Here is a 12,114-nt window from a genome sequence, read left to right on the forward strand (position 1 = left end):
TATGCAAACCCTAATTTGGAACAATTTAACAGAAACTGAGCAGCAGCAATATCTTGCCCGTCCGGCACAGGTGGTTGGCGAGAGTATTAAAGCAGCAGTTAATGAAATTAAAGCGAATGTAATTGCCAACGGTGATAAGGCATTATTTGAACTGGCAGAAAAGTTCGATAAAGTGAAATTAGAGAGCTTAGTTGTATCAGAACAGCAGATTCAGCAAGCACAGAGCCGCATTTCACCAGAGCTTAAGCAAGCGATTCAAAATGCGAAAGCCAATATCGAGGCTTTCCACAAGGCACAGCAAAATCAAGAGGTGGATATTGAAACTCAACCCGGGGTGCGTTGCCAAGTCATCACTCGCCCAATTAATGCTGTAGGGCTTTATATTCCGGGCGGTTCAGCTCCACTTTTCTCTACTGTGTTAATGCTTGCAGTGCCGGCAAAAATTGCCGGTTGTAAGAAGATTGTGCTTTGCTCGCCACCGCCGATTGCCGATGAAATTCTCTACACTGCCAATTTGTGCGGGGTAGAAACGATTTATGCGGTGGGCGGGGCTCAAGCGATTATTGCGATGGCAAATGGTACGCAAACAGTGACGAAAGTAGATAAAATTTTCGGCCCAGGCAATGCGTTTGTGACGGAGGCAAAACGCCAAGTTGTGCAAGAAGGCACGGCGATTGATATGCCGGCAGGCCCGTCTGAAGTGCTGGTGATTGCCGATGAGTTTGCTGACCCTGCATTTGTGGCGAGTGACTTGCTCTCTCAAGCGGAACACGGGGCTGATTCTCAAGTGATTTTAGTCACGCCAAGTGAGAGCTTGGCAAAAGCAGTCGATGAAGAATTAGAAAAGCAGGTGGCGGTTCTGCCTCGTGCTGAAACGGCTCGTAAAGCATTGGCTCACAGCCGTACTTTTATTGCGGAAAACTTGCAACAAGCGGTCGAAATTAGTAATAAATATGCGCCCGAGCATTTAATTGTGCAAACTGAAAATGCCCGCTCACTGTTAGCGGATTTAGATAATGCCGGCTCGATTTTCTTAGGGGCGTATTCGCCGGAAAGTATGGGGGATTATGCCAGCGGCACCAACCACGTTTTACCGACTTACGGCTACACTAAAACCTATTCGAGCTTAGGTTTAGCTGATTTTAGCAAGCGAATGACGGTGCAGGAACTAACACCACAAGGCTTTCTAGCCTTAGCTGAAACGGTGGAACGAATGGCAAGTGCAGAATTGTTAGATGCACACCGCAATGCGGTTAGTTTACGAGTGGCAAAATTAAAAGGCTAAATACAAGCGGTTGAATTGGTAAATTTTTTTGCAAATTTGACCGCTTGTGTCTTTAAGAAACAAGAAATGAAAATAAGCGAACAGTTGAGTTCGCTTATTTTTGGGTTAAACCCTCTAGGATTTTATTTGGAATGTCGCTTTGAATTTGTTGCACCGCATAATCAATGGCGTAATAAAAGGCATTGGTGTTTGCTCCGCCGTGGCTTTTCACAACCACTTTAGATAAGCCGAGCAAGGTCGCACCGTTATGGCGGTCTGGGTTAATTTGTTGCAATTTGCGGTAATAACGGTAGAACATCGCTTTCAGTAAGTAACCTTTGGTTTTACGACAAATATTGGAATCGGCTTTCTCTTTTTTAAACAGAGCAATAATGTTTTTAGCCGCCCCTTCTAACGCTTTTAACGCGATATTACCGGTGTAGCCATCGCAAATAATCACATCGGTGAGATAGCTGGTTAATTTATCGCTTTCAATAAAGCCGATGTAATTTAAGTCTTGTCTGTTTTTCAGCAGTTGATGCACCGCCTGAAGTTGTGCTGTGCCTTTATTTTCTTCCGTACCAATGTTTAATAAAGACAGGCGAGGGTAAACCAAATTAAGCATTACTTGGGCAAACAAATTTCCCATTTCGGCAAATTGTTGTAGCTGGTGGTTGCTTACTTCAATATTTGCCCCTAAATCTAACATTACGCTGGATTTGCCGTTTAGGGTAGGAATTAGCGAAGTGAGTGCAGGGCGTTCAATATTCGGTAATGGCTCAATCAATAATTTTGCCAGCCCCATTAACGCTCCGGTGTTACCACCACTGACACAACCTTGTGCTTTGCCCTCTTTTACTGCCTCAATTGCTAACCGCATAGAGCTGTTTTTACTTTGTCGGATGGCAGTAGTGAACGGAACATCAGCTTCAATCACTTGTTCGGTATGATGAAGTTGGATTTTCGGGTGGTTGAGTAGTGTGTGTTTTTGTAATAAAGGGGTTATTTGGTGTTCATCGCCAAATAATAAAAAAGAGAGGCTTGGATTTTGTTTTAAGGCTTTTTGTAGTGCAGGAATAGTAACACGGGGACCAAAGTCCCCGCCCATCACATCTACTGCAAGAGTGATATCAACCAAGATAAACCTCGAAAGGAATTACTTGTTGATTACTTTACGACCACGGTAGTAACCGTCTGCAGTTACGTGGTGGCGAAAGTGAGTTTCACCACTGGTTTTATCTACTGAAACTGCTGCAGTTGTTAATGCATCGTGTGAACGACGCATATCACGACGTGAACGAGATTTCTTATTTTGTTGAACAGCCACGGGCTTTCTCCTAGATCTAGTTTTTCTTTAAATTAGCTAATACTGCGAACGGGTTTGGTTTTTGTGCCAGTTCTTCTGGCAATTCGCCAAATACCTGTTCACTCACGGACACTTCACAGTGTTCTTCACTATGCATCGGGACTAGAGGTAATTCAAGAATAAATTCATCTTCAATCATATCTAGTAAATTTACTTCACCGAACTCGTTTACTTCGATAGGTTCATAAATTTCGGGCAAGATGTCCGCCTGATCCATGTTAGACACCGGACTGAAAACAAATGAACAGTCGAGCGTTTGTGTAAACGGGTCACCACATCGTTGGCAATCAAGTTCCACATCCACTTTGGCCGTGCCTTTAATCACAGTCAAGCGTTGCGGATCGACATATAACGAGAGAGTAACTTGTGCATCATGCACATTACATACTAATTCACCCAAGCGTGTTAGAAGATTACCTGAAATGTAGCCTTCATAATCTACGCGACGCTGAGCGTCTTTGTAAGGGTCAATTGTAAGGGGTAGTTTTACCTTTTGCATAGGGTGTGCATATTACAGATAGAAAGCAAATTAGTCAAAGGAAAATTATTGTTTTCAGCGAGATAATCCTGCCGTTAAAATCCGAATTTCAATTTAAGGTAAAATGCACATTTTTTTAGGATAATTTTTGATCTAGCCACAGCAAAAACTAGCTAAAACTGTTACTTTTGATTAAAATTCTGATAGTTATTCTTATTTGACGAGATTCGAGACAATATGTTACTTCCTCTTCTATCCATTGTTGCTTACGCTTTAACGCTGCTTTGGGTTGCCCCTACTTTGGTGAATTTAGAAAGTGCCACAACCGCCAATAAAAAACCCAATATTACATTAGTATTTGCATTAGGGCTAATGGCAATCATTCTTCATTTCTCTGTGTTATATGATGAATTATTTTTAATTGAAGGACAGAATTTTACGCTAACCAATGTGGTCTCATTAATGAGCTTTATTATGGCAGCTTGCGTAACTTTTGCTTTGCTGAAATGGAAAACAGTCTGGTTTCCTTTAATTATTGTGTACTCGTTCGCCATTTGTAGCGTGGCGGTTGCAAGTTTTGTGCAAGGGAATTTTATTCGGCATTTAGAGCAAAATGCAGGTTTGTTATTCCATTTAGGAATTGCGTTATTCTCGTATGCGTTATTTTTCTTAGCCTTAATTTACGCGTTTCAATTAAAGTGGTTGGATCGCAAACTAAAAAGCAAAAAAATGGTCTTTTGTTCGATTTTGCCGCCGTTAATGTCGGTTGAACGCCATTTCTTTACGCTAACCTTAGCTGCTCAAGCAATGTTGACGCTAACGTTGTTTTCCGGCGTGGTTTATTTGCATAACTTTTTTGAGCCTGAACATATTCACAAAGCGATTTTCTCGTTTTTAGCTTGGATTGTTTACAATATTCAACTACTTGGTCAATGGAAATTGCGTTGGCGTGGGAAACGGGTGCTTATTTATTCAATTTCGGGTATGATACTGCTCACCATTGGCTATTTCGGTAGTCGTTTGATCGTCAATTAATGTCTTACAAGCGGTCAAAAAAGCAAAATTTTTTGCAAGGCATCAGTCGGTTGCCTACAACGTGAGGTAGTGACAACGCTTTTAGTGTTACTACCTTTTATGATTAATTCACATAGGAATTTTATTTTGGACAGTATTCCCCTGAGTAGTTTATTTATTACCTTAGCTATTCTTTTAGTACTCTCTGCATTTTTTTCAGGCTCGGAAACCGGCTTGATGTCTTTAAACCGCTACAAAATGCGTCACCTTGCCGAGCAAGGGCATAAAGGAGCAAAACTGGCGGAAAAACTCTTGGCACGCACCGATGTGCTGCTTAGCCTTATCTTAATTTGTAATAACTTAGTCAACATTGCCGCCTCAGCAATTGCAACGATGATTGGTATGCAGTTATCCGGTGAAGCCGGTGTGGCGATTGCAACGGGTTTGCTAACCTTTGTGATGCTGGTTTTCTCAGAAATCTTACCTAAAACCGTGGCGGCAATTTACCCTGAAAAAGTGGGATTCTTCGCCAGTTTTATTTTAACCCCACTTAAAAAATTACTTAGCCCGATTGTATTTTTAATGAATCTGATTATTGCCGGGCTGATGAAATTATTAAGGATTCAACAAAAAGATAAACAAGGATTAAGCTCCGAAGAGCTGCGTAGTGTAGTGCTTGATGCCGGTAAATTTATTCCTGCCGAACACCGTGAAATGTTGGTGTCTATTTTAGATATGGAAAAAGTGACGGTTGATGACATTATGGTGCCACGCAATGACATCAGTGGCATTGATATTGATGATGACTGGAAAGCGATTATGCGTCAGCTTAATCACGCCCCTCACGCTCGAGTGATCATCTACAAAGGCGATATTGATAATAACATTGTCGGTATTTTACGGATACGTGAAGCCTTTCGTTTGATGCTGGAAAAAAATGAATTTACCAAAGAGATGCTGGTGCGTGCAACCGATGAAGTTTATTTTATTCCTGAAGGCACACCACTAACGACACAATTAATGAACTTTAAAGCGAATAAAGAGCGAATCGGTTTAGTAGTTGATGAGTATGGCGATATTAAAGGTTTAGTCACTCTTGAAGATATTTTAGAAGAGATTGTGGGCGAGTTTACCACCTCATCGGCTCCAACCCTTGAGCAAGAAGTCCAGCAGCAGTCAGACGGTACGGTGATTATTGAAGGCTCAGCTAACCTGCGTGATCTGAACAAACTATTTGATTGGGATTTACCGCTTGAGGAAGCCAGAACTTTCAATGGGCTGATTTTAGAGCATTTAGAAAAAATCCCTGATGAAGGTATGGAATTTGAACTCTACAATTTAAAAGTAACCATCTTAGAAGTCAGTGAGAATATGGTGAAACAAGCAAAAGTAGAACACCTTTCACCGCAAACAGAAAAAGAGCAAGCATCTGCCTAATTCAAATATACCTGCATAACACACTATGATTCATAGTGTGTTATTTTTTAACTGAATTTAGCCTAAAATAATTATGCTGGCTTATTTTATGTTTCACTTTTATTTAACTAGAGCTGAGTTGATATTTGGTTTTTTATTTTGGTTTTGTCTGATTTTTAGGTTTTTATATATTAAATAAGGCTATTTCCTATTAATTTTATTTGCTTTTCCTGCTTTACATTCTATTTGAATTTCTTCATATTCCGCTCTCCAAATGCGATTGTTCGCATTTAATCAGATTCATTTTTCAATACAAAATTTATAAATTTGAGGTACATCTCATGTCTAATTCATCTTCCACTTCACCGCAAAGGGAGGCATTTGCCGGTCGTAGTGCCTTTATTATGACAGCCATCGGCTCAGCTGTTGGTTTAGGAAACATCTGGCGTTTCCCTTATACTACCTACGAAAATGGCGGTGGTGCATTTATCGTTCCTTATATCATCGCACTATTAACCGCGGGTATCCCTCTGCTGTTCTTAGATTATGCTATCGGGCATAAACACCGAGGGGCAGCACCGCTTTCCTACCGCCGTTTAAACACGAAATTTGAGCCGCTAGGCTGGTGGCATATGATCATCAATCTACTGATCGCAATTTACTATGCGGTGGTACTTGGCTGGGCAGCGACTTATACCTATTTCTCAATCAACGGTACTTGGGGTGAGAAACCGGTCGATTTCTTCGTGGGTGAATTTTTAAAAATGGGCGATATTACCAACGGACTGAGTTTTGACTTCGTTGCTGCGGTTACCGGCCCGCTGATTGCAGTCTGGTTGATTGCAATTGTGGTGTTATCCATGGGAGTGAAAAAAGGCTTGGCCGGTGCGTCAAAAGTGTTAATGCCACTATTAATTGTTACCTTTACTATACTGGTAATCTACGCTCTTACCTTACCGGGGGCGACAAAAGGCTTAGATGCGTTATTTACACCAAATTGGGAAAAATTGGCTGACCCAAGCGTGTGGATTGCCGCTTATGGGCAAATTTTCTTCTCACTCTCTGTTGGCTTCGGGATTATGGTAACTTACGCATCTTACCTGAATAAAAAAACCGATTTAACCGGCTCCGGCTTAGTAGTCGGCTTTGCTAACAGTAGCTTTGAATTACTTGCCGGTATTGGTGTGTTTGCCGCACTCGGCTTTATGGCAACTGCCGCAGGGCAAGAAGTCAATGAAGTGGCAAAAGGCGGTATCGGCTTAGCGTTCTTTGCATTTCCAACTATCATTAACCAAGCACCATTTAGTGCCTTACTCGGTGTATTGTTCTTTGGTTCACTCACTTTTGCTGCGTTTACCTCTTTTATTTCAACGATTGAAGTAGTAATCGCTTCATTACAAGATAAGCTACAGATGCCTCGTGTAAAAGCAACCTTATTGGTTAGTATTCCGTTAATGGTGATTTCGGTCTGTTTGTTTGGCACGACTACCGGATTACCTGTGCTAGACGTAATGGATAAATTTGTTAACAATTTCAGTATCGTCTCAGTTGCATTTTTAGGGTTAGTCCTAATTGCAAGCAATAAAAAATTAGGTATGTTGGGGGATTATTTAAACGAAATTTCTTCATTCAAAGTCGGTTTCATCTGGCGGTTATGCTTAATCGGCACATCGGCTATCTTAGCGTTTATGTTGTTTAGCGAAATTGCCAAAGTGTTACGTGAAGGTTACGAAGGCTACCCAAGCTGGTTTGTAAACAGCTTCGGCTGGGGTATTACCATTGCTACAATTATCATCGCTTACCTACTGTCAAAACTGGCGTGGCACAACGAACCAAAAGGAGAGAAATAATGAGTACTACTGCAATGATTACGATGGTAATCGCTATGGCAATTATCTGGGGTGGTTTAATTTTTGCGATTAAACGTTTGCCGAAAGAAGAGTAATAGCGAGAGAGCAACGATTTTGCAAATTTCTGCTTAGAAAAGACCGCTTGCAGGCGGTCTTTTCTATGTTTTTTTGCATAAAAATAATTATGCTAATAAACTATATGGCTTGAATTATTTTTATCTATAAATAAAATTTATTTGGAATTTTATGCTTTATTAAATTTAAATTTTGGATTTTAATGTTGTGATTTTGCTTATATTAGTGATTTTTTTAGATTTTTTCGCTTTACTTTCTAAGTTAATTTAGGCATATTCCAAACATTAAATGTGAATAAACCATATTTAATCCTTTTAGAATTTATTTCTCTATTTATATTTTCGAGGTATTTACCATGTCTAATTCATCATCAAGCACCCTGAAGCGAGAAACGTTCTCCGGACGTGGTGCATTTATTATGGCTGCCATCGGCTCGGCAGTCGGGCTTGGAAACATCTGGCGTTTCCCTTATACCACTTATGAAAACGGTGGCGGTGCATTTATTGTGCCTTACATCATTGCACTTTTAACCGCCGGCTTACCACTGTTGTTTTTAGATTATGCTATCGGGCATAAATACCGTGGTGGTGCACCGCTTTCCTTCCGCCGTTTCAGCCCGAAATTTGAAACTTTCGGCTGGTGGCAAGTACTGATTAACGTGATCATCGGGCTTTATTATGCGGTGGTCCTTGGCTGGGCGGCAAGCTACACCTACTTCTCACTCAACGGAGCCTGGGGCGATAAACCGGTTGATTTCTTTATCGGTGAGTTCTTAAAAATGGGCGATATTGCTAACGGCGTGAGCTTTGAGTTTGTCGGTATGGTAACCGGCCCATTAATTGCCGTTTGGCTAGTGGCGATTGCTGTGTTAGCAATGGGGATCAAAAAAGGGATTTCTGCCGCTTCAAACCTACTAATGCCGCTCTTGCTTGTGATGTTCTTAGTACTGGTCGGCTACTCATTGACCCTACCGGGTGCAGCAAAAGGCTTAGATGCACTCTTTACCCCAAACTGGGAAAAATTGGCTGACCCGAGTGTTTGGATTGCCGCTTACGGGCAAATTTTCTTCTCACTCTCTATCTGCTTCGGGATTATGATTACCTACGCATCATATCTGAAAAAAGAGACAGATTTAACCGGCTCTGGGTTAGTGGTAGGCTTTGCTAACAGTAGCTTTGAGTTACTTGCCGGTATTGGGGTTTTCGCCGCACTCGGCTTTATGGCAACCGCTGCGGGGCAAGAAGTCAATGAAGTAGCAAAAGGCGGTATCGGCTTAGCTTTCTTCGCTTTCCCAACCATTATTAACCAAGCACCGATGGGAGCGTTAGTAGGCGTATTATTCTTCGGCTCACTGACTTTTGCTGCATTAACGTCATTCATCTCGGTAATTGAAGTAATTATTTCAGCGGTACAAGACAAGCTTAATGCAGGTCGTGTAAAAGCTACCTTGTTAGTTGGTATTCCGATGATGATTGTTTCCGTATTACTATTTGGTACTACCACCGGCTTACCAATGCTTGATGTAATGGATAAATTCGTAAACCAATTCGGTATTGTTGCTGTAGCATTTGTTTCCTTGATTGCGATTGTAACCAATGAAAAACTCAGCACTCTTGAAGTACATCTAAACGAAACTTCTTCGTCTAAAGTAGGCTTTGTTTGGCGTTTATGCGTAGTTATTACCTCTGGCGTACTGGCGTTTATGCTGTTTAGCGAAATCAGCAAAGTTTACCGTGAAGGTTACGAAGGCTACCCAAGCTGGTTTGTAAACACCTTCGGCTGGGGAATGGCGATTGGATTAGTGGTGGTAGCGTATTTGCTGTCGAAAATGGCGTGGAAAAATGAACCAAAAGGAGAATAACAATGAGTACAACAGCAATCATTACAATGGTGGTGGCAATGGCGATCATCTGGGGCGGTTTGATTTTTGCGATTAAACGACTGCCGAAAGAAGATTAATAATTTACAAATTTCTGCATAAAAAAGCCCGCTTGTTAGCGGGCTTTTGGTTATACGGTAATCCCAAACTTCTCTTCCACAAAGGCTTGGAAATCGGTGCAACCGCCAACGTGGTTATTATCCACAAAAATTTGTGGCACAGTTGCAACCGGTTTACCTACACGAGGCTCTAAGTCTTGCTTTGAAATATTTTCAGCGATCATATCAATAAATTTGAAGTCAAAATCGCTTAATTCTTTTTTCATTTTCTCGGCTAATGTTTTTGCACGCACACAATATGGGCAAGATAAACGTCCATAAATTTCAACAAACATATAATGTTCCTTCTATAAAAGTAAAAGTGAGCGAATTGTCCGTTAAACGGCTCTGTGTAAGTGTAACAATTTTTTCACGATTTTAGGATAAATTTCTTCACCGTCACGACAAGCGGTTAATGTGATATACTGGCACAAATTTACAAATAGAGAAATAAAGATGACCCAATTAATGACGTTTGAGGAACTTGATTTAAGCCCTCAACTACTCAAAGCCTTAGCACAAAAAGGCTATAGCCGCCCAACTACGATTCAGCAAGCCACGATTCCGGCTGCGTTAGAAGGGCGTGATCTACTCGGTTCCGCCCCCACCGGTACCGGCAAAACCGCCGCTTTTTTACTGCCGGCAATTCAGCATTTATTAGATTACCCTCGCCGCAAACCGGGAGCACCTCGCATTTTAATTCTCACCCCAACCCGAGAGCTGGCAATGCAGGTGGCGGAGCAAGCCCAAGCACTTGCTAAATTTACCCAGTTAAGCATTGCAACTATTACCGGTGGTGTGGCATATCAAAATCACGGCGAAGTCTTCAATAAAAATCAAGATATTGTGGTCGCCACCCCAGGGCGTTTAATGCAATACATTAAAGAGGAAAATTTTGACTGCCGAGCGGTAGAAGTGCTGATTTTTGATGAAGCGGACAGAATGCTGCAAATGGGCTTCGGTCAAGATGCGGAAAAAATTGCGGCAGAAACCCGTTGGCGTAAGCATACTTGGTTATTTTCAGCGACCCTCGAGGGCGAGTTATTAGAGGATTTTGCAGAGCGATTATTAAATGACCCAATCAAGGTTGATGCCGAACCAAGTCGCCGTGAGCGTAAAAAAATTCAGCAATGGTATTACCACGCCGATAACGTAGAGCATAAAACCAAATTATTGGCTCGTATCATTAGTGAATTTTCGGTGGAAAGAGCGATAGTGTTTGTTCGCCGCCGAGAAGATGTGCGAGAACTCAGCGAAACCTTGCGTAAACGGGGAATTCGTTCTACTTATCTTGAAGGCGAAATGGCTCAATCCCAACGTAACCAAGCTATTAGCCGTTTAAAAGAAGGTGTCGTAAATGTATTGGTCGCAACCGATGTGGCGGCTCGAGGCATTGATATAGACGATATTGATTTCGTACTGAACTACGATTTGCCTTATAGTGCGGATACTTACTTGCACCGTATTGGGCGTACCGCCCGTGCCGGCAAAAAAGGCTCTGCAATTTCGTTAGTGGAAGCTCACGATTATAAATTACTCGGCAAAATTAAACGTTACACCGAAGAAGTACTAAAACCTCGTATTATCGAGGGCTTAGAGCCTCGCACTAAAGCCCCGAAAGATGGCGAGTTAAATGTGACCAGCAAGAAAGAAAAAGCACGCATTAAGAAGAAAAAAGAGGCGAAAAAAGAAGCGGCAAAACCAAAAGTAAAAGTCCGCCACAAAGATACCAAAAATATCGGTAAACGGCGTAAACCAAGCAGTGAATTGGCTGCGGTTAAACAAGTGTAATGATACAAGCGGTTATTTTCTGAATTTTTTTGCAAAAAATTCATCAAAAATAACCGCTTGCTAATTCTTCGCTAATTTTTCTTATTTAGAATGTTTGTCATCGGAACTGCTAAGCCGATATGTTTTTTTCATCATAATTTTAGAGGCTCAAACCGATTATTGGTTTGAGCTTTTTTTTCGGCATATAATGGGCGAATTAGGAGAAGAAAATATGCGAATATTATTAGTTGAAGATGATGTAATGATTGCGAAAGTAGTAGAAGCCAGCTTAAAAGATGTAGGTTATGCGGTAGATTGGGTCAATAATGGCAAAGTTGCTGAAACCTCTTTGCGGGATCAAGCTTACGATATGGTTTTACTGGATTTGGGATTGCCCGGGCAAGATGGGTTAATGGTTTTACAGCACGTTCGTAATCTGAAAAATAATACGCCAATTGTGATTATGACTGCCCGAGATGATATTAATAGCCGTTTGGCAGGGCTGGACGGTGGTGCAGATGATTATTTAGTCAAGCCTTTTGATTTGGCTGAATTACACGCCCGCATACGAGCCGTTATCCGCCGTCATAGCGGTCAGGCAACGCCAAAACCGAGTAATGGTGTTTTAACGCTTGACCCGCAAACGTATCAAGTTGAAATTGCCGGACAAAATGAGATTGTTGCTTTGACTAATAAAGAATTTACGGTTTTACAAGCATTGGTTTTACGTCAAGGTATTATCCTTTCTCGAGCGGATTTAGAAGATAAACTCTATGGTTGGGGAGAGGAGGTAGAAAGCAATGCGATAGATTTCTTGATTCATTCTATTCGTAAAAAAATTGGTAAAAACCATATTAAAAATGTGCGTGGTGTGGGTTGGCTGGTATCGAAGGAAGAATAGGAA

Annotated in this window: 13 protein-coding genes; 9 read left to right on the forward strand and 4 right to left on the reverse strand. The window is 41.4% G+C overall.

The window, feature by feature from the left end:
* The first annotated feature begins 1 nt into the window (after window position 1).
* Window positions 2-1,285, forward strand: coding sequence for a histidinol dehydrogenase (hisD, locus tag ACJ7Z2_RS04020; protein ID WP_409500861.1), 1,284 nt, complete (start codon window positions 2-4; stop codon window positions 1,283-1,285).
* A gap of 94 nt (window positions 1,286-1,379) precedes the next feature.
* Here the strand turns inward: hisD and plsX are convergent, their stop codons facing one another.
* Genes plsX through yceD form a run of 3 tightly spaced genes read right to left on the reverse strand, consistent with a single transcriptional unit; the run spans window position 1,380 to window position 3,129 of the window.
* Window positions 1,380-2,402: a phosphate acyltransferase PlsX gene (gene plsX / locus ACJ7Z2_RS04025; RefSeq protein ID WP_409500862.1), complete on the reverse strand. Its 1,023-nt coding sequence runs from the start codon at window positions 2,400-2,402 to the stop codon at window positions 1,380-1,382.
* Between the two features lie 18 nt (window positions 2,403-2,420).
* Window positions 2,421-2,591 (reverse strand): 50S ribosomal protein L32, encoded by a 171-nt coding sequence (gene rpmF / locus ACJ7Z2_RS04030; RefSeq protein ID WP_006251723.1) that lies wholly within the window; start codon window positions 2,589-2,591, stop codon window positions 2,421-2,423.
* A gap of 16 nt (window positions 2,592-2,607) precedes the next feature.
* Window positions 2,608-3,129: a 23S rRNA accumulation protein YceD gene (gene yceD / locus ACJ7Z2_RS04035; RefSeq protein ID WP_409500863.1), complete on the reverse strand. Its 522-nt coding sequence runs from the start codon at window positions 3,127-3,129 to the stop codon at window positions 2,608-2,610.
* A 216-nt stretch (window positions 3,130-3,345) separates the two neighbouring features.
* Between yceD and ACJ7Z2_RS04040 the strand changes: the two genes are divergently transcribed.
* The 6 genes from ACJ7Z2_RS04040 to ACJ7Z2_RS04065 all read left to right on the forward strand — a co-directional run bounded on the left by ACJ7Z2_RS04040 (window position 3,346) and on the right by ACJ7Z2_RS04065 (window position 9,422).
* Window positions 3,346-4,143 carry an inner membrane protein YpjD gene (locus ACJ7Z2_RS04040; protein WP_409500864.1) on the forward strand — a complete coding sequence of 266 codons (798 nt, stop codon included), beginning with the start codon at window positions 3,346-3,348 and terminating at the stop codon, window positions 4,141-4,143.
* A gap of 126 nt (window positions 4,144-4,269) precedes the next feature.
* Window positions 4,270-5,559 (forward strand): HlyC/CorC family transporter, encoded by a 1,290-nt coding sequence (locus tag ACJ7Z2_RS04045; RefSeq protein WP_409500865.1) that lies wholly within the window; start codon window positions 4,270-4,272, stop codon window positions 5,557-5,559.
* 320 nt (window positions 5,560-5,879) lie between these two features.
* Window positions 5,880-7,388 carry a sodium-dependent transporter gene (locus tag ACJ7Z2_RS04050; RefSeq protein ID WP_409500866.1) on the forward strand — a complete coding sequence of 503 codons (1,509 nt, stop codon included), beginning with the start codon at window positions 5,880-5,882 and terminating at the stop codon, window positions 7,386-7,388.
* Entirely contained in the window at window positions 7,388-7,483 is a 96-nt protein-coding gene (locus ACJ7Z2_RS04055; RefSeq protein WP_409500867.1) for a methionine/alanine import family NSS transporter small subunit, read from the forward strand. The genes ACJ7Z2_RS04050 and ACJ7Z2_RS04055 overlap by 1 nt, the downstream gene beginning before the upstream one ends.
* A 335-nt stretch (window positions 7,484-7,818) precedes the next feature.
* Entirely contained in the window at window positions 7,819-9,324 is a 1,506-nt protein-coding gene (locus ACJ7Z2_RS04060; RefSeq protein ID WP_409500868.1) for a sodium-dependent transporter, read from the forward strand.
* 2 nt (window positions 9,325-9,326) lie between these two features.
* A complete protein-coding gene (locus tag ACJ7Z2_RS04065) occupies window positions 9,327-9,422 on the forward strand; it encodes a methionine/alanine import family NSS transporter small subunit (RefSeq protein WP_409500869.1) in 96 nt (31 codons plus the stop codon).
* Window positions 9,423-9,472: 50 nt separating this feature from the next.
* On the opposite strand, the gene ACJ7Z2_RS04070 is transcribed toward ACJ7Z2_RS04065, so the two are convergent.
* On the reverse strand, window positions 9,473-9,736 hold the full coding sequence (locus ACJ7Z2_RS04070) for a GrxA family glutaredoxin (RefSeq protein WP_409500870.1): 264 nt from the start codon (window positions 9,734-9,736) through the stop codon (window positions 9,473-9,475).
* Window positions 9,737-9,896: 160 nt separating this feature from the next.
* Between ACJ7Z2_RS04070 and srmB the strand changes: the two genes are divergently transcribed.
* Window positions 9,897-11,231, forward strand: a complete 1,335-nt coding sequence (srmB, locus tag ACJ7Z2_RS04075) for an ATP-dependent RNA helicase SrmB (protein WP_409500871.1) — start codon at window positions 9,897-9,899, stop codon at window positions 11,229-11,231.
* A 211-nt stretch (window positions 11,232-11,442) separates the two neighbouring features.
* A complete protein-coding gene (locus tag ACJ7Z2_RS04080) occupies window positions 11,443-12,111 on the forward strand; it encodes a response regulator (RefSeq protein WP_409500872.1) in 669 nt (222 codons plus the stop codon).
* Window positions 12,112-12,114: the final 3 nt, after the last annotated feature.

The sequence above is a fragment of the Mannheimia glucosida genome (assembly GCF_046267875.1).
Taxonomy (GTDB): domain Bacteria; phylum Pseudomonadota; class Gammaproteobacteria; order Enterobacterales; family Pasteurellaceae; genus Mannheimia; species Mannheimia glucosida.

Bases quoted from the DNA above. Each gene is read 5' to 3' on its own strand.
- srmB (WP_409500871.1), top strand. From the start codon at position 9,897: ATGACCCAATTAATGACGTTTGAGGAACTTGATTTAAGCCCTCAACTA.
- ACJ7Z2_RS04040 (WP_409500864.1), top strand. From the start codon at position 3,346: ATGTTACTTCCTCTTCTATCCATTGTTGCTTACGCTTTAACGCTGCTT.
- ACJ7Z2_RS04055 (WP_409500867.1), top strand. From the start codon at position 7,388: ATGAGTACTACTGCAATGATTACGATGGTAATCGCTATGGCAATTATC.
- hisD (WP_409500861.1), top strand. From the start codon at position 2: ATGCAAACCCTAATTTGGAACAATTTAACAGAAACTGAGCAGCAGCAA.
- yceD (WP_409500863.1), bottom strand. From the start codon at position 3,129: ATGCAAAAGGTAAAACTACCCCTTACAATTGACCCTTACAAAGACGCT.
- ACJ7Z2_RS04080 (WP_409500872.1), top strand. From the start codon at position 11,443: ATGCGAATATTATTAGTTGAAGATGATGTAATGATTGCGAAAGTAGTA.
- ACJ7Z2_RS04060 (WP_409500868.1), top strand. From the start codon at position 7,819: ATGTCTAATTCATCATCAAGCACCCTGAAGCGAGAAACGTTCTCCGGA.
- ACJ7Z2_RS04070 (WP_409500870.1), bottom strand. From the start codon at position 9,736: ATGTTTGTTGAAATTTATGGACGTTTATCTTGCCCATATTGTGTGCGT.
- ACJ7Z2_RS04065 (WP_409500869.1), top strand. From the start codon at position 9,327: ATGAGTACAACAGCAATCATTACAATGGTGGTGGCAATGGCGATCATC.
- ACJ7Z2_RS04050 (WP_409500866.1), top strand. From the start codon at position 5,880: ATGTCTAATTCATCTTCCACTTCACCGCAAAGGGAGGCATTTGCCGGT.